The sequence below is a fragment of the Geminicoccus harenae genome, assembly GCF_019800005.1.
Lineage (GTDB): Bacteria > Pseudomonadota > Alphaproteobacteria > Geminicoccales > Geminicoccaceae > Geminicoccus > Geminicoccus harenae.
This window is the reverse complement of sequence record NZ_JABGCL010000002.1, coordinates 28,460-54,505: the sequence shown is the minus strand read 5'-3', so window position 1 is coordinate 54,505 and position 26,046 is coordinate 28,460. Positions and strand designations below refer to the sequence as shown.

Annotated in this window: 19 protein-coding genes; 16 read left to right on the top strand and 3 right to left on the bottom strand. The window is 71.0% G+C overall.

Going from position 1 to position 26,046, the window contains the following annotated elements:
• The first annotated feature begins 9 nt into the window (after positions 1 to 9).
• Positions 10 to 285: an HPr family phosphocarrier protein gene (locus HLA95_RS01600; RefSeq protein ID WP_191059845.1), complete on the top strand. Its 276-nt coding sequence runs from the start codon at positions 10 to 12 to the stop codon at positions 283 to 285.
• 1,809 nt (positions 286 to 2,094) lie between these two features.
• Here the strand turns inward: HLA95_RS01600 and HLA95_RS01595 are convergent.
• Positions 2,095 to 2,433 carry a hypothetical protein gene (locus HLA95_RS01595; protein ID WP_222182180.1) on the bottom strand — a complete coding sequence of 113 codons (339 nt, stop codon included), beginning with the start codon at positions 2,431 to 2,433 and terminating at the stop codon, positions 2,095 to 2,097.
• A 239-nt stretch (positions 2,434 to 2,672) separates the two neighbouring features.
• Positions 2,673 to 3,947 (bottom strand): 3-oxo-isoapionate-4-phosphate decarboxylase OiaX, encoded by a 1,275-nt coding sequence (gene oiaX, locus HLA95_RS01590; RefSeq protein WP_191059843.1) that lies wholly within the window; start codon positions 3,945 to 3,947, stop codon positions 2,673 to 2,675.
• 72 nt (positions 3,948 to 4,019) lie between these two features.
• Here oiaX and HLA95_RS01585 point away from each other — a divergent pair, with 72 nt between their 5' ends.
• The 10 genes from HLA95_RS01585 to HLA95_RS01540 all read left to right on the top strand — a co-directional run bounded on the left by HLA95_RS01585 (position 4,020) and on the right by HLA95_RS01540 (position 18,139).
• Positions 4,020 to 5,327 (top strand): four-carbon acid sugar kinase family protein, encoded by a 1,308-nt coding sequence (locus tag HLA95_RS01585; protein ID WP_222182178.1) that lies wholly within the window; start codon positions 4,020 to 4,022, stop codon positions 5,325 to 5,327.
• Positions 5,328 to 5,353: 26 nt separating this feature from the next.
• The gene (locus HLA95_RS01580; RefSeq protein ID WP_191062113.1) at positions 5,354 to 6,067 is read left to right on the top strand and encodes a transcriptional regulator NanR; all 714 of its coding nucleotides are present in this window, start codon (positions 5,354 to 5,356) and stop codon (positions 6,065 to 6,067) included.
• 88 nt (positions 6,068 to 6,155) lie between these two features.
• Positions 6,156 to 7,031: a DMT family transporter gene (locus tag HLA95_RS01575; RefSeq protein WP_222182176.1), complete on the top strand. Its 876-nt coding sequence runs from the start codon at positions 6,156 to 6,158 to the stop codon at positions 7,029 to 7,031.
• A 152-nt stretch (positions 7,032 to 7,183) separates the two neighbouring features.
• On the top strand, positions 7,184 to 8,479 hold the full coding sequence (gene ahcY / locus HLA95_RS01570; RefSeq protein ID WP_191062137.1) for an adenosylhomocysteinase: 1,296 nt from the start codon (positions 7,184 to 7,186) through the stop codon (positions 8,477 to 8,479).
• Positions 8,476 to 8,958 carry a tRNA (adenosine(37)-N6)-threonylcarbamoyltransferase complex ATPase subunit type 1 TsaE gene (gene tsaE / locus HLA95_RS01565; protein WP_306422228.1) on the top strand — a complete coding sequence of 161 codons (483 nt, stop codon included), beginning with the start codon at positions 8,476 to 8,478 and terminating at the stop codon, positions 8,956 to 8,958. Before ahcY ends, tsaE begins: the two co-directional genes overlap by 4 nt.
• Positions 8,955 to 9,890 (top strand): aminoglycoside phosphotransferase family protein, encoded by a 936-nt coding sequence (locus tag HLA95_RS01560; RefSeq protein WP_222182174.1) that lies wholly within the window; start codon positions 8,955 to 8,957, stop codon positions 9,888 to 9,890. The genes tsaE and HLA95_RS01560 overlap by 4 nt, the downstream gene beginning before the upstream one ends.
• Positions 9,891 to 9,899: 9 nt before the next feature.
• Positions 9,900 to 12,824 carry a double-strand break repair protein AddB gene (gene addB, locus HLA95_RS01555; protein WP_222182172.1) on the top strand — a complete coding sequence of 975 codons (2,925 nt, stop codon included), beginning with the start codon at positions 9,900 to 9,902 and terminating at the stop codon, positions 12,822 to 12,824.
• On the top strand, positions 12,821 to 16,261 hold the full coding sequence (gene addA, locus HLA95_RS01550) for a double-strand break repair helicase AddA (protein WP_222182170.1): 3,441 nt from the start codon (positions 12,821 to 12,823) through the stop codon (positions 16,259 to 16,261). Before addB ends, addA begins: the two co-directional genes overlap by 4 nt.
• A 94-nt stretch (positions 16,262 to 16,355) precedes the next feature.
• Positions 16,356 to 16,676, top strand: a complete 321-nt coding sequence (trxA, locus tag HLA95_RS01545; RefSeq protein WP_191060859.1) for a thioredoxin TrxA — start codon at positions 16,356 to 16,358, stop codon at positions 16,674 to 16,676.
• Positions 16,677 to 16,789: 113 nt separating this feature from the next.
• Positions 16,790 to 18,139, top strand: a complete 1,350-nt coding sequence (locus tag HLA95_RS01540; protein ID WP_191060858.1) for a glutamine synthetase family protein — start codon at positions 16,790 to 16,792, stop codon at positions 18,137 to 18,139.
• Between the two features lie 180 nt (positions 18,140 to 18,319).
• On the opposite strand, the gene HLA95_RS01535 is transcribed toward HLA95_RS01540, so the two are convergent.
• Positions 18,320 to 19,987 carry a thiamine pyrophosphate-dependent enzyme gene (locus HLA95_RS01535; protein ID WP_191060857.1) on the bottom strand — a complete coding sequence of 556 codons (1,668 nt, stop codon included), beginning with the start codon at positions 19,985 to 19,987 and terminating at the stop codon, positions 18,320 to 18,322.
• Positions 19,988 to 20,139: 152 nt separating this feature from the next.
• Between HLA95_RS01535 and HLA95_RS01530 the strand changes: the two genes are divergently transcribed.
• The 5 genes from HLA95_RS01530 to nikE are packed head-to-tail and all read left to right on the top strand — an operon-like array spanning position 20,140 to position 25,978.
• Positions 20,140 to 21,150 carry a P1 family peptidase gene (locus tag HLA95_RS01530; RefSeq protein WP_222182168.1) on the top strand — a complete coding sequence of 337 codons (1,011 nt, stop codon included), beginning with the start codon at positions 20,140 to 20,142 and terminating at the stop codon, positions 21,148 to 21,150.
• The gene (locus HLA95_RS01525) at positions 21,147 to 22,610 is read left to right on the top strand and encodes an ABC transporter substrate-binding protein (RefSeq protein WP_191062161.1); all 1,464 of its coding nucleotides are present in this window, start codon (positions 21,147 to 21,149) and stop codon (positions 22,608 to 22,610) included. Before HLA95_RS01530 ends, HLA95_RS01525 begins: the two co-directional genes overlap by 4 nt.
• A gap of 41 nt (positions 22,611 to 22,651) precedes the next feature.
• On the top strand, positions 22,652 to 23,593 hold the full coding sequence (locus tag HLA95_RS01520; RefSeq protein WP_222182166.1) for an ABC transporter permease: 942 nt from the start codon (positions 22,652 to 22,654) through the stop codon (positions 23,591 to 23,593).
• Entirely contained in the window at positions 23,586 to 24,413 is an 828-nt protein-coding gene (locus HLA95_RS01515; protein ID WP_191062337.1) for an ABC transporter permease, read from the top strand. The genes HLA95_RS01520 and HLA95_RS01515 overlap by 8 nt, the downstream gene beginning before the upstream one ends.
• Complete coding sequence (nikE, locus tag HLA95_RS01510) at positions 24,410 to 25,978, top strand: nickel ABC transporter ATP-binding protein NikE (RefSeq protein ID WP_222182164.1); 1,569 nt, start codon at positions 24,410 to 24,412, stop codon at positions 25,976 to 25,978. Before HLA95_RS01515 ends, nikE begins: the two co-directional genes overlap by 4 nt.
• Positions 25,979 to 26,046: the final 68 nt, after the last annotated feature.

The following is a 26,046-nucleotide window of genomic DNA, read 5'->3' as shown; positions in this document are numbered from 1 at the left end:
GGCGGGCCGATGGTGGACAGCGGGCTGGCGGTGGAGGTTCGGGTATGCAACGCGCGTGGTCTGCACGCGCGTGCCGCCGCGAAACTGGTCCGGCTCGCCGACACGTTCGACGCGGTGGTGGTGGTCGGCAAGGACGATGCCGAGGTCACCGCCACCTCGATCCTGGGCCTGATGATGCTGGGTGCTGCCAAGGGCGCCACCCTGCGCCTCTCCGCCCGCGGCCAGGAAGCCCGCCAGGCACTGGCGGCCATCGCCGAACTGATCGGGCGCGGTTTCGACGAGTAGTCACGCCGGCTGTCGCCTTCTGCATGCGATTTTCGAGCCCGGCGACGCCGCCCATTGCGCCACGCTCTGGTTGGGCCCTCAGTCCGGCAGGCCAGCCCTGAGGATCCAGTGCCTGGGGAGTTGGTTCAATGATCCCGCTGCGCCTCCTGACCCAGCCGGGGATCGTCCGATGCTGGCTGCCGGGATGTTGCAGGAACTGCCAAGGCCGGAACACTGGCGGCTGATCCGCCAGCGTTTCGGTGCCAACTCACCTGCGGGAGCAAACCTGACTTCCGGCCGTGCGAAGCGGAAACGATCCCAAATTGCGCGTTGCCAGCGCCGGCTCGGAACGACGAATGGACGCTCGCCAACTCTCGCAGAGGCGGCACAGCCTGTGCCGCAGCCCTAAAGTCCATGGGTGCTGCGCGCGATCGATGACACGCGCAGCGGCCTCGCTCAGTGCGACCGGTTGCCTGAAATGCGGCCCCAACTGGCGACACGGATTGGGGCCCGTCCATACGGCTGGTTTGTCCTGTAGATGCCGGTGGCCGAGTGGGTGTGCGGATTGCAGCCATGCGGGTGTGTCGGCGCTCCGGCCCAAACATCTGGTCGAGGCCAGCAAGGAGTGATTGTCGCCCGGCTCCCAACGCCACCATCGCAGTCGGGCTGGAACGGTCTTCGAAACGATGGCGGGCCATGGAAGGGGATGCGTGTAGCGCCAGGCGGTCCATGATTGCTGAAGACTGCCGCCACGCCTGCGCACAGCCGCTCGTATCTGACTGACCTGTCAGATGAAGAGTAGGCACTCCTTGAATCGCTGCTGGACAAGCACGTCCCACTCGGCTGAACGCCGGCAGGAATCATCGACCGCCAACTGGTGAAGTGCAGCAGCGTCGGCGGTCCGGAGTGAGGATATGATAGGGCGCGAAGGACAAAGGGCCAAAAGCGCCATGTCCTGGTCTACGCCACGAGGCTGCTCCTCCTTGTTCGTGTTCATGCAGCCAATCTGCACGACCGTGTCGGAGGCCAGCGGCTGATCGAAGCTGAGCCAGCCATGGTGCCGTCCTAGCTTGAACTGGTGTGGGGAGACGGCGCCTACACCGGTATCTTTGCCCATCGTCTGTGGAGACGCGCGGCTGGCGCGTGGACGGGTCACGCCACCCGGACACTCAGCTCTGGCGCTATGGGCTGAAAGAGAAGCCAGAGAACAAGTTCAATGTGCTATCCAGGCGCCTCCGCGATCTGCTGACCACGGTCCCTTCGGGAGACGGATCATCGGCCTGGTGACCAATGATGGGTCGTCGAACGAACCTTTGCGTGTTTTGGTCAGTCACGCCGCCTGAGCAAGGTCTACGAGTGTCCTCCCAAGACCTGCGAGACAATGATCTACACGGCCATGCGCCGGATCATGTTGCGCCGATTGGCTCCATCAGTTACAATCACTTTATCTACTTTGACGACAATTTTTGAGGCCCCGAGCCGTGCGGCACGGAGCTGAGCCAGGCAATGCGGCCGGCTCGGCGCTACATCGGCTCGTGCGAACCGATTCGATGAGCGTAGGCGGGAAATTCTCGGACCCGGCGATGACCTGCTCCAGAGGGCCGCGCGAGCAAAGCGCAGGCCGAACCAGGAGGGGGGAACGACGACCATCCCTGAAAGAGCGGGCCGTCGTCCCTTTCGGCTGACGACGACAACCTGGTCCGACGCAGGTTGCCGTTGCCGACAGGTGACGACATCTCGCCTCGGACAAGCGAACCATCGTCGCTGAGTGAAGGGCCTTTGGTCTTTCGGGCCGGATCACCGACCAGGAGTTACCCTACCGGCAGCCAACTACGCTTTCAAGTAGCTCCTCCGCGCGAATCCGCCTACAATAATATCACCGATCTCGGCCTCATCGAATTGGCAGGTACCTTGAAGGGCGTTGTGGATGTGGTAGTCGATGACGCAACCTTCATCTTGCTCAAGGCTCTCTTGGTCTCGGAGGAACGGCGAGGGTACTGGTGCATACAATAGTGTCGACAGCTGCTCTTCCATGGGCACCACATCCACATCTTCCGGCAGGCCTTGATCAGGCGCGCTGACTAGATGGACTGCATGAAAGTGTTCTACCGGCTCGTCGTTCTGGCCAGGATGCCTGTTCTCTTCATTAGCCTTCTGGGGCCGGCTCATGCTGCCGATGCCGGCACCTGTTACGTGATCGGCGATGGCCTCGCGCAGGTTCCTCCAGACGGAGATTACCTGCGCGAGGGCAATGTGGGCCGGGAGCGGCAGGGTTTGCCGCCCGGGGTGCCATGACCTCGGTCGCCCCGGACGGGCCGGCCTGTGCCTGTACCCGACATGTGCGTCGGCCAACCGCAATGCGTGTCCCCGGCCCGAACCCGCCGCCACACGGCAACGCGACCCAGCCCTCAGCCAGGCGCCTTGCCGCCGAAGCGCTCGAGGGACTGGGCGAGTTCGCGGTGGGCCTTGGCGTATTGTTCCAGCGGGATGTCCTGGACCGCCGCCTCCCAGGCCTGGCGGATGGCGCGCACGCCCGCACCGGGGCCGCCGGGATGGCCGACGATGCCGCCGCCGCCCAGGTACATGAGGTCGACGGTGCGGCCGGTCCGGCGATAGGTCTCCGGCGCTTGGCCGCCCCACTGGCCTGAGCAGACGACTGGCAGAGCGCGGTCGGCGAGGGACAGCATCGGCGTGCTGCAGTCCTTGAAGGACTGGACGAAGCTCTCGTCGGGCTCCCAGTACTTGGCGCCGATGCCGTTCACCTGGAACTGGTCGACGCCCAGGAGGCGCCAGATCTTCTGGTAGACGGTGAAGGAGAAGCCCAGTGCCGGGTGGCGGGTCAGGATGTCCCAGCCGTTGCGGTGGGCGTGGAGGACGAGCTCGGTGCGCTTGCGCAGGAAGGCCATGCCGGCCGGGCCGATCGAGACGATGTTGACCACCGCGGCATTGCCGCCGGCCTTGGCGATCAGGTCGTGGTGGCGGGCCATCTGGTCGGGGTCGGCCGAGGACAGGCCGAACGCGTACATGACCTTGCGGCCGGTGCGCTGCTCATGATCGAGGATCACGGGCATCACCGCCTTCACCCGGGCTTCGAGCGGCGAGTAGCCGGGGTTCATCAGCTTCTCGTCGTCCTTGATGAAGTCGACGCCCGCCTCGACCAGCTCCCTGGCGATCGCGGCGCTGTCATCGGACGAGAGGCCCAGGTTCGGCTTGATGATGGTGCCGATCAGGGGCCGGTCCCACACGCCGGTCAGGCGCCGGCTGCCCTCGATGCCGAATTTCGGGCCGGGATGGGCCTGGATGAACGCGGGCGGCAGGTCGAGGTCGACGACGCGGATGCCGGTGAGGCCCTTGATGGAGAACACGCCGCCGAGACAGATGGTCAGGAGCGCCGCGATGTCGGTGCCGACCACCGCCAGGGGGAACAGGATGTCGACGTCGGCGCGCCGATACGGCCCGGGTTCGTTCGTGGGAAAGCCCGGGCGGTCCGTATCCGGCAGCCGCCGGATCGCGGCGATCCGGGCTGCGCAGCGCGCCTTCAGCTCCGCCGTCTCACCCGGCACCTCGGTGAAGGTGCCGGTCGACTGGTCGCTGGCGATCTTGTCCGCCAGCGCCTCGATCGACCCGGCCGTCTCGATCCGGTAGGTGACCCGGATCCCGTCTGCTGCCTGCCCGCCCGCCATCTCATCCTCCGGTTGACGCGAACTGGTATGATCAGTATACCTAGCTCGTCAAGAGCCGATCTGTGCTGGACGATGGCCGCCCCACCCCTGCTTTCCTTCTATGGTGATGACCTCACCGGATCCACCGACGCGCTGGAGGCGCTGGGCTCGGCCGGCATCCGGACCGTGCTGTTCGTCCGCCCGCCGGACGAGCAGGAGCAGGGCCGCTTTTCCGGGTTCGGCGCAGTGGGGCTGGCGGGCACCAGCCGCAGCCAGAGCCCCGCCTGGATGGACCAGTACCTGCCGCCGGCGTTCGCCTGGCTGCACCGGCAAGGCGCAGCGGTCTGCCACTACAAGGTCTGCTCGACCTTCGACAGCGCACCCACGGTCGGCAGCATCGGCCGGGCGCTGGAGATCGGCGCGGACCTGTTCGGCCAGGCCAGCACGCCGGTGGTGGTGGGCGTGCCGCAGCTGCGCCGCTACACCTTCATGGGCCAGCTCTTCGCCGCCTATCGCGACGAGGTCTACCGGATCGACCGCCACCCGGTGATGAGCCGGCATCCGGTAACACCGATGGCCGAAGCGGACCTGCGCCGGCATCTGGCGGCGCAGACGGAGCGGTCGCTGGGCTTGGTCGACCTGCCGACCCTGGAGCAGCCGGACGTGGATGCCCGGGTCGACGCGCTGGCCGAACGTGCCGCCGTGCTCCTGTTCGACGTCGCCGACCGGGCGAGCCAGCTTGCAGTGGGCCGGCAGCTCGCCCGCCTGTCCCGGGGGCGCCCGCGCTTCGTGGTCGGCTCGTCCGGCGTCGAGTACGCGCTGCTGACAGCCTGGCGGGAGGCGGGGCTGCTCGAGCCTGCCCCGACCTTCGCGCCGCCCGGGGCCGTCGAGCGGCTGGCCGTGGTGTCGGGCAGCGTTTCGCCGACCACCGAGCGCCAGATCCGCCATGCCGAGGCGCATGGCTTCCAGCTCCTGGCCCGCAGCCCGCAGGAACTGCTGGGCGAAGGCGGGGTCGAGCACGCGGTCGCGGCGGCGCTGGAGGTGCTGGATGGCGGAAGGAGCGTCATCCTGGCCAGCGCGCTCGGGCCGGAGAGCGCCGCCACGGTCGACGAGGCCGGCCGGGCGGAGCTCGGCCGCCGGCTCGGCCGGATCCTGGACCGGCTGATCCGCACCACCGGGCTCGCCCGCGCGGTCGTGGCCGGCGGCGACACATCCAGCTATGCGCTGGGCGAGCTGGGCGTGCTGGCGCTTACCCTGCGCCTGCCGCTGCCGCGCACGCCGGGCTCGCCCTTGTGCCGTTCGCATCGCCCGGATGGCAGCGACGGGCCGGAACTGGCGTTCAAGGGCGGGCAGATCGGCGGCGACGACTATTTCGTCGGAATCCGGGACGGCCTAGGCTGATCCGGCGACAGGCTTCGATCGGGACCATGACCAACGACCACATCGTCCGCCGCAAGCTCTCCGACGAGGTGTTCGACCGCCTGGCCGGCATGATCACCTCCGGCGAGATCGGCACCGGCGAGACCCTCCCCTCCGAGCGGGTGCTGATGGAGCGCTTCGGCGTCGGCCGCCCGGCGATCCGCGAGGCCATGCAGGCCCTGGCCAATCTCGGCCTGATCCAGATCAGCCATGGCGAGCGGGCCAAGGTGCGCGAGATCACCGCGCGCTCGCTGGTCCGCCAGGTGGACCTGGCCGCCCAGCTGCTGCTGAACGCCTCGCCCACCAATCTCGACCATCTCAAGCAGGCCCGGCGCTTCTTCGAGCGCGGCATGGTGCGCAGTGCCGCCGAGCAGGCCACGCCGGAGGACATAGTGCAGCTGCGCGACGCGCTGGCGGCCCAGCGCCGGGAGATCGGCAACGTGCCCGCCTTCATCCGGGCCGACATGCTGTTCCACCGGCAGATCACCAGGATCTCCGGCAACCCGATCTTCGAGGCGGTCAGCGAGGCGATGCTGAGCTGGCTGCAGGCGCACCGCACCGACCTGCTGATCTGGCCCGGCAACGAGGAGGTGACCCTGCGCGAGCATGCCGAGATCATCGACCGGATCGCCGCGCATGACGCCGAGGGGGCCGAGGCGGCGATGGTCCGGCATCTGGACCGCTCGGCGGACCTGTACGGACCGCGGCCCACGGCCGGCTGATCGGAGCTTTCGGCCGGCCCGGCCATTGCCCCGACCGCCCGGGCGTGGTCAGGTCCGCGGCACCTGCGCATTCGAACCCGGAACCTCCTTGTCCGAACTCCTAGGCATCGCGGCGGGCGTGGGCTCGGCCGTGTTCGGCGGCACCGCGATCACCGGCATCCGCTATCTGGCGCCATCCACCGACCCCTTCACCCTGGCCGCGATCCGGTTCGGCATCGGCGTCCTGGTGCTGTTCCCGATCGCCTGCCTGAAGCAGGAGCGCTGGCCCAGTTTGCGCGACCTGCCGGTGGTGGCGCTGCTGGGCATCCTGTTCTTCGTCCTGTTCCCGGTGATCCTGAACCAGGCGCTGGTGTTCACCACCGCCGGACGGGCGGCGCTGACGCTGGCGACCCTGCCGCTCCTGACCATGGCGGTGGCGGCCCTGCTGCGGGTCGAGCGCTTCACCTGGCGCAAGGCGATCGCGGCCCTGATCGCGCTGGGCGGGGTGGCGGTGGCGCTCTGGGGCGGGCTCGCCCAGGCGCCGGCCGATTCATGGCTGGGCGACCTGATGATGCTGGGCGGCACCCTGTTCCTGGCCTTCTACAACATCTGGTCGCGCCGCTTCATCGTCCGCTCCGGCCCGTTGCGCTTCACCTCGCTGGGCATGGCGGTGTCGATGCCGATCCTGTTCCTGATCGCCTGGCTGAACGGCGGCCTGGCGGGGCTGGCGGACTATACCGGGGCCCAGGCGCTGGTGGCGCTATACGTGGGCCTGGTGGGTGGTGCGCTCGCCTACTGGCTCTGGGCCGAGGCGATTGCGCGCACCACCCCTACCCGCGTGGCCATGGCGATCACCACCAATGCCGTCGCGGCCGGGGTGGCCGGTGCGGTGGCGCTGGGCGAGCCGATCGGCTGGTCGCTGCTGCTCGGCGTGGCCGCGGTGGCGGTGGCGCTGACCCTGGCCACCCGGCCGGACCGGCGGTAGCAGCGGCCACTCGGCCGGCTTGCCGAACATATGCATTATGCTTTATATCCCCCGAACCACGCGGGCGGCCTCCTCCCTCCTGTCCCCGGCAACGGCCCGGCGCGACGAGTGATGTCCCGCACCGCCACCAGACCGGAATCCTGAAGAACACCATGGCTCAGTTCACCGACTACAAGGTCGCCGACATCGGCCTCGCCGACTGGGGTCTGCGCGAGATCCTGCTGGCCGAGAAGGAGATGCCCGGCCTGATGGCGCTCCGCGCCGAGTATGGCGACAGCCAGCCCCTGAAGGGCGCCCGGATCGCCGGCTCCCTGCACATGACCATCGAGACCGCGGTGCTGATCCGCACGCTGGCCCATCTGGGTGCGTCGATCCGCTGGTCGTCCTGCAACATCTTCTCGACCCAGGACCAGGCCGCCGCCGCGATCGCCAAGCAGGGCATCCCGGTGTTCGCCTGGAAGGGCGAGACCGAGGAAGAGTACGACTGGTGCCTGCGCCAGACCATCAAGGGTCCGGACGGCTGGACGCCGAACATGATCCTGGATGACGGCGGCGACCTGACCCTGGTCATGCACAACGACTATCCGGAGCTGATGAAGAACGTCCGTGGCATCTCGGAAGAGACCACCACCGGCGTGCACCGGCTCTACGACATGGCCAAGGCCGGCAAGCTGATGGTCCCGGCCATCAACGTGAACGACAGCGTCACCAAGTCGAAGTTCGACAACCTGTATGGCTGCCGCGAGTCGCTGGTGGACGGCATCAAGCGCGCCACCGGCCTGATGATGGCCGGCAAGGTCGCGGTCGTGGCCGGGTTCGGTGATGTCGGCAAGGGCTCGGCGGAAAGCCTGCGCTCGCAGGGTGCCCGCGTGGTCGTGACCGAGGTCGATCCCATCTGCGCGCTGCAGGCGGCGATGCAGGGCTACCAGGTCCTGACCATGGACGATGCGGCCCCGATCGGCGACATCTTCGTCACCGCGACCGGCAACATCGACGTGATCACCATCGACCACATGCGGGCGATGAAGGACTCCGCGGTGGTCTGCAACATCGGCCACTTCGACAGCGAGATCCAGATCGCAGCCCTGCAGAACTACAAGTGGGAAGAGGTCAAGCCGCAGGTCGACGAGGTCGAGTTCCCCGACGGCAAGCGGATCGTGATCCTGGCCAAGGGCCGGCTGGTCAATCTCGGCTGCGCCAAGGGCCACCCGGCCTTCGTGATGTCGGCCTCCTTCACCAACCAGGTGCTGGCCCAGATCGAGCTCTGGCAGAACGCCGAGAAGTACGAGAAGAAGGTCTACACCCTGCCCAAGCACCTGGATGAGAAGGTCGCGCGCCTGCATCTGGAGAAGCTGGGCGTGAAGCTCACCAAGCTGAACGAGCAGCAGGCCGCCTATATCGGCGTGACCCCGCAGGGCCCGTTCAAGCCCGAGCACTACCGGTACTGAGCGAGGGCCAGCTGGCCACGACGCTCGAACTGGAGCTGGCGGACCTGGCCGCGACGCATGCGTTCGCGGCCAGGCTCGGCCGGCTGCTCCGCAAGGGCGACCTGGTCGGCCTGAGCGGCGACCTGGGTGCAGGCAAGTCCGAGCTGGCGCGGGCCGCCATCCGGGCGCTGGCCGGCGCCGAGATCGAGGTGCCCTCGCCTACCTTCACCCTGCTCCAGCTCTACGACCTGCCGGGCCTGCTGGTCGGCCATGCCGACCTGTACCGGCTGGGCGACCCGGACGAGGTCGTGACGCTCGGCCTGGACGAGGTGCTGCGCGATGGCGCGCTGCTGGTCGAATGGCCCGAACATGGCGGTGATCGCCTGCCGGGCGAGAAGCTGCTGCTGGCGCTTGCCGAGACCGACCGGCCGAATGGCAGGCGGCTGACGATCACGGCCGGCCCTGGCTGGGCGGACCGGCTGGCGGAGCTCGCTGCGTGACCCGTGACGCCGCGCTCGCCGCATTCCTGGCGGACTCCCCCTGGGCGGGGGCAGTGCGCCGGCCGCTCGCCGGCGACGCCTCCCTGCGCCGCTACGAGCGGCTGGCGGGTGGCCCCTCGCCTGCCCTGCTGGTCGACGCCCCGCCGCCCGAGGACACGGCACTGTTCGTGCGGATGGCGGGCTGGTTGCGTGACCAGGGCCTGCTGGCGCCAAAGATCCATCGGGCAGATGCCGAAGCGGGCTTCCTCCTGGTCGAGGACCTGGGCGACGGGCTGCTGGCCCGGCTCTGCACGGAGCGGCCGGAGGCCGAGGCCAGCCTCTATGACCGGGCGGTGGCCGAGCTCGTGCGCCTGCAGGCAGCACCGGTCCCGGACTTCCTGCCGGCCTATGACGACGCGTTCTTCCTGTTCGAGATCGGCATCTTCGCCGAATGGGCGGCAGGCGACCTGCCGGCACATGTGCGCGACGACCTGCTCCGGCGCTGGCGGGACGTGCTGCCGGCGGCGCGGGTCGGCAGGGATGTGGTGGTCCATCGCGACTTCCACGCCCTGAACCTCCTGGCGGTGGGCGAGCGCTTCGCCCTGATCGACTTCCAAGGTGCCAGGATCGGCCCGCCCGCCTATGACTTGGTCTCGCTCCTGGTCGATGCCCGGCGCGATGTCGCGGAGGACACGGTGGCCAGCGCCGCCGGTCGTTACTTGGCCCTCCGGCCGGACCTGGATGCCGAAGAATTCACCGCGGCCTGCGCGATCATGGCCGCCCAGCGCACCACCAAGATCCTGGGCCTGTTCCGGCGCCTGGCGGTGCGCGACGGCAAGGCCGCCTACCAAGCGCTGCTGCCACGGGTGCGTACCCAATTGCAGCAGGCGCTGGACCATCCGACGCTCGCGCCCATCCGGGACTGGCATGCGCGGCACGGTTTGGGTAGCTGAAGGCTCACGATGAGCCTGTGGACGATCCCCTTCACCACGCCCTTCCTGCCGGCCCTGGTCCAGGGCCTGGACCAGATGTTCGGCGAGCGGCTGGAAGACGCGCTGATCCTGTTGCCCTCGCGCCGCGCGGTGCTGGCACTGCGTGAAGCATTGCGGCCGGAGGACGGCTCGACCCGGCTCTGCCCGCGCATCCAGCCGATCGGCGAGATCGAGGAGGATGCGCTCCTGCTCGACCCGGCCAGTGCCCTGGACCTGCCGCCGGCGATCTGCACGATCCGCCGCCGCCTGCTGCTGGCGAGGCTGGTCCGGGCGGTCGAGCAGGCTTCCGGCCATACCCCGAACATGGACCGCTCGCTCCGCCTGGCCGGCGACCTCGCCCGCTTCCTGGACGAGCTGCAGACCGAGGAGGTCGATGCTGTCGGGCTCGACCGGCTGGTGCCGGAGGAGCTGGCCGAGCATTGGCAGCGCACCCTCTCCTTCCTGAAGATCCTGGACCAGGCCTGGCCCGCGGTCCTGAACGAGGAAGGCAGGGTCGACCCGGCCAAGCGCCGGCGCATGCTGCTGGACGCCCGGGCGGAGAGCTGGCTGCTCCGCCCGCCCGGCCACCCGGTGATCGTCGCCGGGGTCACCGGCAGCATCCCGGCCGTGGCCCGGCTGATGGCGGTGGTGGCCGGCCTGCCGGACGGGCATCTGGTCCTCCAGGGCCTCGACCCGACCAGCGCCGAGGTGGCCGGCCCGACCCACCCGCTGGCCCCGTTGACCACCCTGCTGGAGCGGATCGGTGCCACGCCGCGGGAGGTGCGTCCCTGGCCGGGTGCGGCGGCGGCGCGGCCGCGCGAGCGGCTGGCCCGGCGGATCGGCGAAGTGGTGCCCGCCGCGGGTGCCGACCTGCCGGAGGAGGTGGTGGATGGGCTCACGATCGAGACCTGGCGGGAGCCGGCGGCCGCTTCCGTGTCGGTCGCGCTGCATCTGCGCCAGGCCATGGAGCAGCCCGACCGCACCGCAGCGCTCGTGACCACCGACCGCAACTTCGCGCGCCGGGTCGCGATCGAGCTCGGCCGCTACGGCATCGTGGTCGACGACAGTGCCGGCACGCCGCTCGACCAGACCCCGCCCGGCAGCCTGCTGCTGCTGGCAGCTCACGCCGCCGTGGCGCATTTCCCGCCGGCTGCCCTGCTGGCATTGCTCAAGCACCCGCTGACCCGGGGTGGCCAGGACCAGGGCAATTTTCGCCGACTGGTGCGGGCACTCGAGCGCGGCGTGCTGCGCGGTCCCCGCCCGGCGGGCGGGCTGGACGGCGTGCTGGCGATGCTGCGCGAGCCCAGTACCCGCTGGGCGGCACCGGTGGCCCAGGAGCGGCTGGCCGAGTGGTTCGCCGAGCTGGCCCGGGCGGCGGCACCGCTCGCCGAGCTGCTCGGCAGCGGCGAGCCGGCTTTGCCCGCCGAGATCCTGCGCCGCCACCTGGCCCTGATCCGCTGGCTCACCACGGATGAGGACGGCAGCGATGCCGAGTTCTTCGCCCGTGAGGCCGGGGCGGAGATCGCGGCCTTCCTACCGCGGCTGGAGCTGGCGCTGGCCGACGAGGCGCCGATGCCGCCCTCGGCCTGGCCGGCGCTTCTGGCGGTGCTGATGGCCGAGATCCCGGTCCGACCGCGTCGGCCGCGCCATCCGCGCATCGCGATCCGCGGCCGGTTCGAGGCGCGCCTCCTGGATGCCGACCGGGTGGTGGTGGCCGGGCTGGACGAGGGAGCCTGGCCCGAGGACAGCGATGCGGGCCCATGGCTGAACCGGGCGATGCGCCAGACGCTGGGCCTGCCGCCGGTCGACGCCCGGATCGGCATGGCGGGCCATGACCTGCTGGGCCAGTTCGCCGCCGACGAGCTGATCCTGGTGCGCTCCCGGCGCGACCCGGGCGGCAGTCCGACCACGCCCTCGCGCTTTTTGGTGCGCCTGGAAGCTGCCCTGCGCGGCCCAGGCCTGCTGGGGCGGGTCCAGGCCGGCCAGGCGCGCGCCACGCTGGTGGAACGGCTGGACGCCAGCCATCCGGCGACGCGGCGGATCGAGCGGCCCAGGCCCAGGCCCGGCCGTCAGGCCAGGCCCGCCGAGATCTGGGCCACCGAGGTCGAGACCCTGCTGGACGACCCCTACCTCTTCTACGTCCGCAAGATCCTGGGCCTGCGCGAGCTGGAGCCGGTGGACGCCCAGGCCGGTGCCGCGGAGCGCGGCGTGGCCGTGCATCAGGCAATGGAGCGCTTCGTGCGCGCCCATCCGGAGCTGTTGCCGGACGAGCCGTTCGCCGTGCTGCAGAAGATGGGCGAGATAGCCTTCGCCCGGTTCAGCCATTATCCGCAGGTCCGCGCCCTGTGGTGGCCGCGCTTCCTCCGGGCGGCCGAGCAGGTGCTGGCCGAGGAAGCGGCGCGGCGCTGCCAGGGCATCCAGGTCCTGGCCGAGCGGACCGGGAGCTGGCAGGTCCAGCTGCCTGGGCGGCGGGTCGAGCTCAAGGCCAAGGCCGACCGGCTGGAATGCCTGCCGGACGGCCGGGTCGCGATCATCGACTACAAGACCGGCGCCATCCCGAGAGCCAGCGAGGTGGCAGGGCTGCGCCGGCCGCAGATCCTGATCGAGGGGCTGATCGCCCGCAACGGCCGGTTCGGCCATCTGCAACGCTGCGCGCTGGCCGAGCTGGCCCTGTGGAGCCTGGCCGGGCGGGGGGGCTTTGCGACCTCGCTCGCGGACGAACTGGACCCGCATCTGGACCGGCTGGAGGAAGCCGTGCTGCGCCTGCTCGCCTGGTACGACGACCCGGGCAATCCCTACGTGGCGGTGGCCAAGGCCGAGATCGCGCGCCGGCAGGACACCTATGACCACCTGTCCCGGGTGGCGGAATGGACGGCCGAGCCGGAGCGGCTGGACGCGGGCGGGCCCGGCCTTTGAGCTGGAAGCTGCCGCCCCCGCCCACGCCCGAGCAGCGTGCCGCCGCGGACCCCACCGTTTCGGTCTGGGTGACCGCCAATGCCGGCACCGGCAAGACCCGCGTGCTGGCCGACCGGGTGCTGCGCCTGCTCCTGGCCGGCAGCCCGCCGGACACGATCCTGGGCCTGACCTTCACCAAGGCGGCCGCGGCCGAGATGATCGAGCGGATCGAGGGGCGGCTGGCCGCCTGGTCGGCCGCAGCCGAGGCCGACCTTCTGGCCGACCTTACGGGCGTGCTCGGCCGTGATCCCACACCCCAGGAGGTGACCGCGGCGCGCGGCCTGTTCGACCGGGTCCTGGACCTGCCGGCCGGCCTGTCGATCTTCACCATCCACAGCCTGGCCTCCTCGCTCCTGCGCCGCTTCCCGCTGGAAGCCGGCGTGTCGCCCCATTTCTCCGTGCTCGACGAGCGCACCGCCGCCGAGCGCCTGGCTGCGGCCAAGGCGGCCCTGTTCGAGGCGGCGGCCCAGCCGGGCACCCCGATGGCCAAGGCGGTGAGCGTGCTGGCTGAGCGCTTCGCTGATCAGACGGTGGACGAGCTGATCTCCGAGGTGATCGGCCTGCGCCGCCAGCTCCTGGACGGCCCGGCCGGTGCCGGCGGCGTCGAGCAACTGGCCCAGTCCCTGGCCGAGACCCTGGGGGTCCGGCATGGCTGCCAGGATCTCCTGGCCGAGTTCTGCGCCGATGGCGCCTTCGACCTCGTGGCCCTGCGCAAGGTCCAGGCGGCGCTGGCCGGCGGCAGCAAGAACTATCAGGCACGGGCCCAGCGGCTGCAGGCCTGGCTGGAGGCGGCCGATGCCGGCGCCCGCGCGGCCGGCTGGCCCGCCTATGTCCGGGCCTGGACCACCGACAAGGGCGAGCCGATCAAGGACATCGTCACCGCCGCGATGAAGAAGGCCGACGCGGCGCTGGCCGACATCTGTGCCACCGAGCAGGCCCGCGTGCTGGGTGCCATGGAGCGGCTGGTCGCCGCCGAGTGCGCCGAGGTGACCGGCGCGCTGCTCGCCGCCGGCTTCTTCGCGATCGCCCATGCCGAGCAGCAGAAGGCGTTCGAGGGCGAGCTCGACTATGACGACCTGATCGCCTTGGCTGGCCGGCTGCTCGCCGACCCGTCGGTGCGCGACTGGGTGCTCTACAAGCTGGACGCCCGGATCGACCATGTCCTGGTCGACGAGGCGCAGGACACGAGCCCGGCGCAATGGGCGATCATCGAGCGGCTGGTGGAGGATTTCTTCACAGGCGAGGGAGCCGGCAACCGGCACCGCACCCTGTTCGTGGTGGGCGACGAGAAGCAGTCGATCTACGGCTTCCAGGGTGCCGACCTCACCTCGCTCCAGGAGGTGCGCGCCAGGCTGGAGGCCAAGGCCGCGGGCGCCGGCCAGCCGATCCGGACCGTGGTGCTGGACACGTCCTTCCGCTCGACCGAGGCGGTGCTGGAGGTGGTCGACCAGGTGTTCGCCGCCGAGGACGCCCGGCCGGGCGTGCTGGCGGACGGTGTCATGCTCCGCCACGCCACCGCACGCCGGGGGGCACCCGGCCTGGTCGGGATCTGGCCGCTGGCCCCTGGCGACGACAAGACGGGCTATGACCCCTGGCAGCCGGACCGCCGGCCCGACCTGGTCGAGACCGGGCAGCAGAAGGTCGCGGCCGCGATCGCCAGCTTCATCGAGGATGCGATCACGCGGCGCGAGCCCCTGGACTCGTCGGGCCAGCACCTGCGCGCCCAGGACTTCCTCGTGCTGGTGCGCAAGCGCGGCCGCATCCAGGACCTTGTGATCCGTGCGCTGAAGCGGCGCGGCATCCCGGTGGCGGGCGCGGACCGCTTCACCCTGGTCGAGCATCTGGCGGTGCGCGACCTGCTGGCGCTCGGTGCCGTGCTGGTGCTGCCCGAGGACGACCTGTCGCTGGCCTGCGTGCTCAAGAGCCCGTTGCTCGAGCTCGGCGAGGACGAACTGTTCCTCCTGGCCCATGGCCGCGGCCAGACCAGCCTGATGGAGCGGCTGCGCGCGTTTGCCGAGACCTCGCCGCGCCTTGCCGAAGCCTACGGGCGCCTGAGCGAGTGGATTCGCCGCGCCGACTTCATGCCGCCCTACGAACTGTTCTGCCATGTGCTGGGCACGGGCGGGGCGCGCCAGCGCTTCGTCGAGCGGATGGGCCGCGAGGTGGTCGAGCCGCTGGAGGCCTTTCTCGGCCAGTGCCTGGAATATGAGCGCGGCCATCCGGCCTCCCTGTCCGGCTTTCTCCACTGGCTGTCCGCTTCGGACGCCCAGCTCAAGCGCGACCCGGAAAGTGCCCGCGACGAGGTGCGGGTGCTCACCGTGCACGGTTCCAAGGGCCTGGAAGCACCGGTCGTGATCCTGGCCGATGCCGGGCCCGGCCAGGGCGGGCGGCAGGGCAGCCTGATCCACGACCCGTCCAGCGGCCTGGTGTTCCTGCGCGGCAGCAAGGGAGCCCGGCCGCCGCTGGTGGAGGAACTCGTCCAGACCCAGGCCGGCCGGGAGGCCGAGGAAGCACGCCGCCTGCTCTACGTGGCGCTCACCCGGGCGCGCGACCGGCTCTACCTGGCGGGCTGGGGCGAGCCCTCCGACAAGGCGGAGCCCTGCTGGCATGCGCGGCTCTGCGCTGCTCTGGAAGCTGCCGGCAGCTGCGAACGCCGGGTCGATGCCGCGAGCGCGCTCCTGGGCGGCGAAGTGCTGCTGCGCCGCCTGGGCGGCGACATGGCGGCACCGCCTGAGCCTCTGGCCACCGCACCGGCCCGTGCGGACGCGGCCGAGCCCGCCTGGCTGCGTGCAGCCCCGCCCGAGGAACCGGCCCCGGTACGCAGCCTGGCCCCCTCGCGCGCTGGCGGCGACGACCCCCCGGCCTCAGGCGCCGGGCCGGAGGCGCGCGCCTTCGGCCTCCATGCCCATCGCCTGCTCCAGTTCCTCCCCGAACTGCCCGCGTCGGACCGCCCCGCGGCTGCCCTGCGTTATGCCGGCCGCTTTGCCGCCGAGCTCCCACCGGAGCTGCGCCAGCGCCTGACCGAACAGGTGCTGGCGGTGCTCGACCATCCGGAGCTGCGTCCCTTGTTCGGGCCGGGATCGCGCGCCGAGCAGGCGATCACCGGCACGCTCGGCAGCGTCCCGGTGAGCGGCCAGATCGACCGGATCGCGATCGGGCCGGATGCCATCCACCTGGTCGACTTCAAGACCGCGCGTGCCGCCCCGCCCAGCGCGGACGCGGCACCGGTGGCCTATCTGCGCCAGCTTGCGGCCTATGCGGCGCTGCTGGAGCGGCGCTTCCCCGACCGGCCGGTCCGGGCATCGCTGGTCTGGACCGATACGCTCACCGTGATGCCGCTGCCGGCAGAGCTGCTGCGCCGCCATGTCCCGCTGGGCCCCGGCGCAGCCCAGCCATGACGGGCCGGTGAGCTTGACGCAGCGCTCCGTCGATACCTACTTCAGGCACAAGGACACGACCCCCGTCGGGTCGTGATCGCGAAGGCATTCGATCATGGGTGTAGAAAAGACGACCGACGTCGGCTTCGACACGGATGTGCTGAAGGCGCAAAAGCCGGTCCTGGTCGATTTCTGGGCGGAGTGGTGCGGGCCCTGCCGCATGATCGCCCCGCACCTGGAGGACCTGCAGAACGAGCTGGGCGACAAGATCCAGGTCGTGAAGGTCAACATCGACGAGAATCCGCTCACCCCCACCAAGTATGGCGTGCGCGGCATCCCGACCCTGATGATCTTCAAGAACGGCGAGCTGGCGTCCACCAAGGTCGGTGCCATGCCGAAGTCGAAGCTCGTGGAGTGGGTGCAGGACAGCATCTAACCGGCTTGGCGACCGCACCCCTTCCCGACTAGGTGGAAGGACGTGCGTCCGCCGGTTCTTCATCGTTCGAGGAAACGGCCGGCGCCGGGCAACCGACGCTGGCCGTTTTCATCATGCACCCGCTTGTTCAGACCTTCTTCGACGAACATCCGCTGGTCGAGCATGCCGACCTGCTGCTGCCGGACCTGGTGGGGATCCCGCGCGGCAAGCGGATCCCCAAGGCCGACGTAGTTTCCGCGCTCTCTGGCGGCTCGATCTTCACCAGCTCGCTCTACAGCCTGGACACGACCGGCACCAACGTCGACCGCTCGGGCCTGGTCTGGGAAGAGGGCGATGCCGACCGGCCGCTCTACCTGGAGCCGCGAACCCTGGCCCCGGTGCCATGGCGCCCGGCTTCCTGTCAGGTGCTGGGCGAGCTGCGCGACCATGACGGCGGCCCGTTCCCCTACAGCCCGCGCACCGTGCTGGCCCAGGTGGCGGCGCGCTTGGCCGAGCTGGGCCTCACCCCCTGCGCCGCGCTGGAATTCGAGTTCTACCTAGTCGAGAAGACCCCGGACCGCGACGGCTTCCCGGTCCTGCCCCATCTGGAGCGCTTCGGCCGCCATGCCCGCGAGGGCGAGGTCTGGACCCATGAGACGCTGGATGATTTCGGCCCGTTCTTCGAGCGGGTCGAGCAGTGGTGCGATAAGCAGGCGCTGCCCTACAAGGGCGTGGTCTCGGAATATGCGCCCGGCCAGTTCGAGGTGAATCTCGGCCACGGCACCGACATGGTCGAGGTGGCCGACCAGGGCATCATGTTCAAGCGGCTGATCAAGGCAGCGGCCCTCGATACCGGCCATCGCGCGACCTTCATGGCCAAGCCCTTCCCCGAGACCGCCGGCTCCGGCTTCCACGTCCATGTCAGCCTGCTCGACGGGGAGGGCCGCAACGTCTTCAGCGAGACCGCGGACGGCGAGGCCACGCTCCGGCGCTGCGTTGCCGGGATGCAGCGGCTGCTGAGCCCGTCCATGCTGGCGCTGGCACCCAATGCCAACAGCTACCGGCGCTTCCGCCTGCTCTCCTACGCGCCCACCGCCCCCACCTGGGGCTGGAACAACCGGACGGTCGCCTTCCGCATCCCGGCAGGCTCGGCCAGGGCTCGGCGCATCGAGCACCGGGTCGCCGGCGCCGACGCCAATCCCTACCTGGTCCTGGCCGCGGTCCTGTCCGGCATGCTGGACGGGCTCCTGAAGGGCGGCGATCCCGGCCAGCCGATCAAGGGCAACGCCTATGAGCAGGTCCCGGTCACCATCCCGGTCACCTGGGAGGACGCGATCGAGGCGTTCGAACAGCCCTCGCCGCTCCACGACTATTTCGGCGCCGAGTTCTGTCGCGTCTATGCCACCTGCCGCGACGTCGAGCGCGAGCGCTTCGTCATGCGCATCACGCCGACCGAGTACGAGTGGTACCTGTCGATGGTGTAGCGGCCACTATGGACACGCAGCAGCTCTGGCCGGCAGCCATGGCCTTCCTCATGTCATCGAGCGATGCCGGCGACGCCGTGGCCGGCTGGTGGCGGCAGGTCCGCTGGTCATGCCATGGCGCAGGAGATGAAGGTCCATGGCAGGCTCCCCCGGCATGATCGTGCCCCCAGATGGCGCCCGTTAGCGCCCCGCCGCCTGTGCCTCCTCCCGGATCTTCGTCAGCGAGCGCACCGGGGTGATCGCCTCCGGGTCCTGGATCAGGTGCAGGAGTGCCGGTCCATCGGCCGCCAGCGCTGCGTCCAGGGCAGCGGCGAACTCGCCGGTGGCCCGGACCGTGGCGCCATGCGCACCCATGGCGCGCGCCATGGCGGCAAAGTCGGGGTTCTTCAAAGCGGTGCCGGACACGCGGCCGGGATGCTCGCGCTCCTGGTGCATCCGGATCGTGCCGTACATGCCGTTGTCGACCACGATCACCAGGAGCTTCGCTTCCGCCTGCACGGCGGTGGCGAGCTCCTGGCAGGTCATCATGAAGTCGCCGTCGCCGGCAAACGCCACCACGGCGCGGGACGGTGCCGCGACCGCCGCTGCGACCGCGGCGGGCAGGCCATAGCCCATCGAGCCCGAGGTCGGGGCGAGCTGGCTGCCGGGCGTGCGGTAGCGCCAGAATCGATGCACCCAGGTCGCGAAGTTGCCGGCCCCGTTGCAGACCACCGCGTCAGGCGGCAGCCGTTCCTGCACCTGGCGGACCACCTCGGCCATGTTCAGGGCACCGGGCGATTCGACCCGTTCGGAAAAGGCCAGGTAGCGGGCGTGCAGCGTCTCCGCTTTCGCTGCCCAGGGCCGGCTGGCCACCGGCGCGTGGCCGGCCAGGGTGATGGCGGTGGCGGACAGATCGGCCGCGATCGCCAGGTCCGGCTGATAGACCCGGCCGATCTCGTGGGGGTCCGGGTGGATCTGCACGAAGGTCCTGCCCATGCGCGGCGGGCTCAGCAGCGTGTAGCCGCCGGTCGCGGTCTCGGAGAGGCGCGAGCCGAACGCGATCAGCACGTCGGCATCCTTCACCCGCTGGGCCAGCTGCGGGTCGGGGCCGAGGCCCACCATGCCAGCCCAGCAGCGATGGAGATTGTCGAACAGCGACTGGCGGCGAAAGCCGCAGGCCACCGGCAGGTCGTTCGCGTCGATCCAGCGCTCCAGAGCAGCACGGCCGGCCGTGTCCCAGGCCGAGCCGCCCAGGATCACCATCGGCCGCTGCGCCCTTGCCAGCAGCTCGTGCAGCCGGTCGATCGCGGCCGGATCCGGCCAGGCCATCGTCGGCTCCGCGGCAATCCCGTCCGCGACTTCGACCCGGTCGGTCAGCATGTCCTCGGGCAGCACCAGCACGACCGGGCCCGGCCGGCCGGAGGTGGCGGTGCGAAAGGCGCGATGCACATGCTCCGGCAGGCGCGCCGCATCGTCGATCTCCAGCACCAGCTTGGCCATCCCGCCGAACAGCAGGCGGTAGTCGACCTCCTGGAAGGCGTCGCGGTAGCGGGCGGCGCGCTCGATCTGGCCCACCAGCAGCACCATGGGCGTGCTGTCCTGCTGGGCGACATGGACGCCCGAGGCGGCGTTGGTGGCGCCAGGGGCCCGGGTGACGAAGCACACGCCGGGCTGCCCGGTGAGCTTGCCATAGGCCTCGGCCGCCATGGCCGCCCCGCCCTCCTGGCGGCAGGTCACGAAGCGGATCGGGCTGTCCACCAGCGCGTCCAGGGCTTCCAGATAGCTCTCGCCCGGCACGCCGAAGATCGTCCGCACGCCCTGGATCGCCAGCTGGTCGATCAGGATCCGCCCGCCGCTGCGTGACGTCATTGCTTCGGCTCCCTTGCTGCCCTGACGGTCCAGTGACGCCCGGACGGCCCGGGCGCAAGCCCCGTGCAGGCCGGGCACGACCCTGCTAAGCCTCCGCGCAGAGCCCGGAGGACCAGCATCTTGCCGCATCCCGCCCTGCCGGAGCCGCCACCGTGAGCGCGGTTCCGGGACCAAGCAACACGATCTGCGATGTCCCCGGCATCCGGGTCGGCAATGCCCAGGACTTCCGGGTACGCAGCGGGGTGACGGTGGTCCTGCCCGAGCGGCCGGCGGTGGGTGGCGTGGACGTGCGCGGTGGTGCGCCCGGCACCTGCGAGATCGAGCTCCTGGACCCGGCCAACAGCGTGACCGAGGTCCATGCGCTGGTGCTTTCCGGCGGCTCCGCCTTCGGCCTGGACGCGGCGGGTGCCGTGCGCAACCGGCTGGCGACCCGCGAGATCGGCCTGCGGGTCGCGGGCGCCGTCGTGCCGATCGTGCCGGCGGCGATCCTGTTCGACTTGGCCAATGGCGGCGACAAGGCCTGGGGCGAGACGCCGCCCTATCGTGCCCTGGCGCTGCGCGCGCTGGCCGCGATCGATGCGCCCCTGGAGCTGGGCTCGGTGGGTGCCGGCGCGGGTGCCCGTGCCGGCTCGGTCGCCGGCGGCCTCGGCAGCGCCTCGGCGGTCTGCCCGGTGACCGGCTGTACGGTCGCGGCCCTGATCGCGGTCAATGCGGTCGGCGAGCCGGGCTTTCCCGACGGACGCACCCTGTTCGCCTGGTACCTGGAGCAGGTCGGCGAGATGGGCAACCAGCCCCCGCCATCGGGGCCGGTCGACCTCGCGCTGCGCACCAAGCAGCATCCCACGCTCGGCGCCAACACCACGATCGGCGTGGTCGCCACCGATGCGCCGCTGACCAAGGCCGAGGCCAGGCGGATGGCGATCATGGCGCAGGACGGGCTTGCCGTTTCGCTTCGGCCGATCCACACGCCGTTCGACGGGGATACGATCTTCGCGCTGGCGACCGGGCGGCAGGACCTCGCGGTGACACCGGAGGTGCTGATGCGGCTGGGTGCGCTCGCCGCAGACTGCACCGCCCGCGCCGTGGCGCGCGGCGTGCTCGCGGCGCGCTCGCTCGGCACGGTCCCGTCCTGGCGGGAACGCGCGCATGGGGGGAACGGATGAAGCTGGCTCGGCTCCTGGCATCGGCGCTGCTGGTGACGGCACTGGCGGATGCGGCCGTCGCGAAGGACACGGTGACGCTCGGGCAGGCCCTGGAGCCGCCCCATCTCGATCCCACCGCCGGTGCCGCGGCGGCGATCGACGAGATCGTCTATGCCAACGTCTTCGAGGGCCTGACCCGCATCGCCGCGGACGGCAGCGTGCAGCCGCAGCTCGCCACCTCCTGGGAGGTGGCCCCGGACGAGCTGGCCTGGACCTTCCACCTGAAGCAGGGCGTGACCTTCCATGACGGCACGTCATTCGACAGCGCAGACGTGAAGTTCTCGATCGAGCGGGCGCTGGCCGAGGACAGCGTGAACGCCCAGAAGGGCCTGTTCGAGCCGATCGCGGCGGTCGAGACGCCGGACCCCGCCACCGTGGTGTTCCGGCTGAAGCGGCCGACCGGCCTCCTGCCCTGGAACCTCGCCTGGGGCGACGCGGTGATCGTGGCGCCGGAGAGTGCCGAGACCAACCGGACCCGCCCAGTCGGCACCGGGCCGTTCCAGTTCACCGAGTGGCGCCAGGGCGACCGGCTGGTGCTGAGCCGCCGCGAGGGGGCGGACGTGGCGCTGGCCCAGGTCACCTTCCGCTTCATCGCCGATCCGGCGGCCGCGACCGCGGCGCTGATGGCCGAGGATGTCGACGGCTACCTGAACTTCCCGGCACCTGAGGCCCTGCCCCAGTTCGAGGCGGATCCGCGCTTTGCCGTGGTGATCGGCACCACCGAAGGCGAGACGCTGCTCGCGATCAACAACCGGCGCGAGCCCCTGGACGACGTGCGGGTGCGCCGGGCGATCGGCCATGCGATCGACCGCCAGGCGCTGATCGACGGCGCCATGATGGGCTACGGCCAGCCGATCGGCTCGCATTTCAGCCCGAGCCACCCGGCCTATCTCGACCTGACCGGCCAGTCCGCCCATGACCCGGAACTGGCCCGCCGGCTGCTGGCCGAGGCCGGGGCCGGTGACCTGAAGCTGACCATCAAGCTGCCGCCGCCCAGCTATGCACGGCGCAGCGGCGAGATCATCCAGGCGCAACTGGCCGAGGTCGGCATCCAGGCGGAGCTGGTGCCGGTCGAATGGGCGCAGTGGCTGGAGCAGGTCTTCGCCAACAAGGACTACGACCTGACGATCGTGAGCCACACCGAGCAGCTCGACATCGGCATCTATGCGCGCGACGATTATTACTTCAACTATCACAATCGCAAGTTTCAGGCGCTGATCGCCAGGATCGAGGCCGAGGCCGACGAGGCAGAACGCAACACGCTCTACGGCCAGGCCCAGGAGATGCTGGCGGCCGACGCGGTGAACGCGTTCCTGTTCGAGCTGCCCAAGCAGGGTGTGTGGAACGCCAGGCTGGAGGGGATGTGGGCGAACGCCCCGATCCAGGCGACCGATCTTACCGGCGTGCGCTGGGCGGAGTGAGGCCGGGCGGGATCAGGCCGGGCGGGATCCCGCCCGGTCTCATGCGCAGCCTCCTGCGCATCGCCGCGGCGCTCCTGACCATCGTCCTGGCTTCGGTCCTGGTGTTCCTGGCGCTCAACGTCCTGCCGGGCGACCCGGCCGCGGTGATGCTCGGCACCGAGGCCAGGCCGGACACGCTGGCGGCCCTGCGCCGGCAGATGGGGCTGGACCAGCCCCTCCCGCTGCGCTGGTGGCAATGGCTGACCGGCCTGGCCCGGGGTGAGCTCGGCACCAGCCATACCTACGGCGTGCCGGTCGCCGAGCTGGTGGCCGCGCGCGCGGTGGTGAGCCTGCCCCTGGCCCTCCTGGCCCTGCTGATCGCGGTCGGCCTGGGCATCCCGGCGGGCCTGTTCGCTGCCACCCGGCACCGCCGCACCGGCGACCTCGCCACCATGGCGGTGGCTCTGGTCGGCCTGTCGGTGCCGGCCTTCTGGATCGGCATCCTGCTGGTCCTCCTGTTCGCGATCGGGCTGCGCTGGCTGCCGGCCGGCGGCTTTCCTGGCTGGGGTGCCGGGATCGCCCCCGGCATCGCCGCCCTGATCCTGCCGGCCATCGCCTTGGGCCTGCCCCAGGCGGCGGTGCTGGCCCGGGTGACCCGGACCGCCATCGTCGAGATCATGCGGCTGGACTTCGTGCGCACCGCCCGCTCGTTCGGCCTGACCCGGACGGAGGCGCTGCGCCGCCACGCCCTGCCCAACGCCCTGCCCCCGATCGTCACCGTGCTGGGCCTGCAATTCTCCTTCCTGCTGGCCGGTGCGGTGATCGTCGAGAACGTCTTCTACCTGCCCGGCCTGGGCCGACTCGTAGTCCAGTCGGTGGGCGGCCGCGACCTGCCGACCCTGGCCTGCCTGGTCATGCTGCTGGTCACCGCCGTGGTGGCGGTCAATCTCGCGGTCGACCTCCTGCTGCTGCGGCTGGACCCGAGGCTCCGGCACCGTGGCTGAGCACCCGGACCGCAACTGGAGCCTGTGGCTGGGCGTGGCGATCACCCTGGCGATCGTGCTGCCGGCCGCCCTGTCGCTCGCCTGGACCCCCTATCCCCCGGCCGCGATCGACATCAAGGCCCGCCTCCAGGGCTGGAGCCCGGCTCATCCGCTCGGCACCGACCCGTTCGGCCGGGACGTCCTGTCCCTGCTGATGGCGGGTGCGCGCAACTCGATCGGCATCGCCTTGGGCGCAGTGGCGCTCAGCGTCGGGATCGGGGTGCCGCTCGGTGCGCTGGCCGCGGCGCGGGGCGGCTGGCTCGACGATCTCCTGATGCGCGGCAGCGACCTCCTGTTCGCCTTTCCCGCCGTGCTGACCGCGATCATGCTGGCCGCCGCACTGGGCCCGTCCATGGGCGTGGCGATCCTGGCGATCGGCCTGTTCAACCTGCCGGTCTTCGCCCGCGTCACCCGCTCCGCCGCGGTGCGCATCTGGCCGCGCGCCTTCGTCCAGGCCGCCCGCCTGTCGGGCAAGTCCCGGACCCGGATCACGCTGGAGCACATCCTGCCCAACATCCTCGACCAATTGCTGGTGCAGGTGACCCTGCAACTCGCGCTGGCCATCCTGACCGAGGCGGGGCTTGGCTATCTCGGCCTGTCCGTGCCGCCGCCGGCACCCACGCTCGGCCGGATGCTGGCGGATGCGCAGAGCTTCCTGGCCGTGTCGCCGCGCCTGGCGATCCTGCCGGGCCTCGCCATCGCGCTGGCCGTGCTGGGCCTGAACCTCTTAGGGGACGGGCTGCGCGACCGGCTCGACCCCCGGCTGGGCCGGCAGCCATGACCGGGCTTCTGGAAGTCGAGCGCCTGACCGTGCGCCGCCCGGGCGGCCCGCCCCTGGTCCGGGAGGTGAGCTTCCAGGTCGCGCGCGGCGAGCGCCTGGGCATTGTCGGGGCGTCGGGATCGGGCAAGTCGCTGACCGCCCTCGCGATCGCCGGTCTGCTCCCGGACGGGCTGACCGCGGAAGGCTCGGTCCGCCTCGACGGCAGGGAGATCCTGGACCTTCCCGAGGCGGAGCTGGCCCGGCTGCGCGGGCGGCGCATTGCCATGGTGTTCCAGGAACCGCTCACCGCGCTGGACCCGGCGCGCCGGATCGGCCGCCAGGTGGCCGAGCCGCTGGCGATCCACGGGCTGGGCACGTCGCTCGAGCGGACGGCGCGGGCAGCGGCACTGCTGCGCGCGGTGGGCCTGCCGCCCGAGCGCGCCTCCCCGGATTCGTTCCCTCACGAGCTGTCGGGCGGGCAGCGCCAGCGGGTGCTGATCGCAGCGGCACTCGCCGCCGGGCCGGACCTGCTCCTGGCCGACGAGCCGACCACGGCCCTGGACTTGGTGACCCAGCGCCAGATCCTGGACCTCCTGGACGAGCTGGTGGCCGCAAAGGGCCTGGCGCTGCTGCTGGTCAGCCATGACGAGGGCGTGATCGCGCGGATGTGCCCCCACGTGCTGGTCATGGCGGGGGGACGCATCGTCCGTGCCGGGCCGGCTGCCGCCCCGTCCACGGCCGGCGCCGTCCTGCCACCGCAGCCTCCAGGCCGCGCCGACCCGCCGGCCCTGCTGACCGCCAGCGGCGTGAGCCGGCGCTATCGCCTGCCGGGCGGTGCCACGCGGCAGGCGGTGGACGGGGTCGACCTGACGATCACCCCGGGCGAGGCCGTGGGACTGGTAGGCTCCTCGGGCAGCGGCAAGTCGACCCTGGTGCGGCTCCTCACCGGGCTGGAGCGGCCGGATGCCGGCGTCGTCCGCCTGGAGGGCCGCGATCCGGCCGAGCCGGCCGTTCCCCGCCATCCGGTGCAGCTCGTGTTCCAGGACCCGTTCGATTCCCTGGACCCGCGCTGGCGGGTCGGGCGGATCCTGGCCGAGCCGCTGCACGGGCTCCGCCTGGACCCTGCCGAACGCCACCGCCGGGTGCTGGCGGCGCTGGCCGAGGTCGGCCTGCCGGCGGAAGCGGTCGGCCGCCATCCCCACGCCTTCTCGGGCGGGCAGCGCCAGCGGATCGCGATCGCGCGGGCCCTGGTGGCGCATCCGCGCCTGGTGGTCCTGGACGAGCCGATCTCGGCCCTCGACCGGGCCCTGCAGGAGCAGGTGCTGGAGCTGCTGGCAGCGCTCCGCACGCGGCACGGCCTGGCCTATCTCCTGGTGAGCCACGACCTCGACATCGTGCGGCGCCTGTGCAGCCGGGTGCTGGTCATGGCCGAGGGGCGGATCGTGGAAGAGGGGCCGGTGGGCCAGGTGCTGCTCCAGCCGGCCTCCGCGGCGGCCCGTGCCCTGCTGGCGGCGCGGCTGGCCCCGCCCGCCCCTTCGCCCGCCCCTCCGGTTGCACCGCCGAAGGCGTGGGATTATGAACCATGACGAGCTTCGGCACCCGGCGCGACGAGAGCCGTTGGACAGGTTGGGCAATTCCCAACATCATTTCGAGG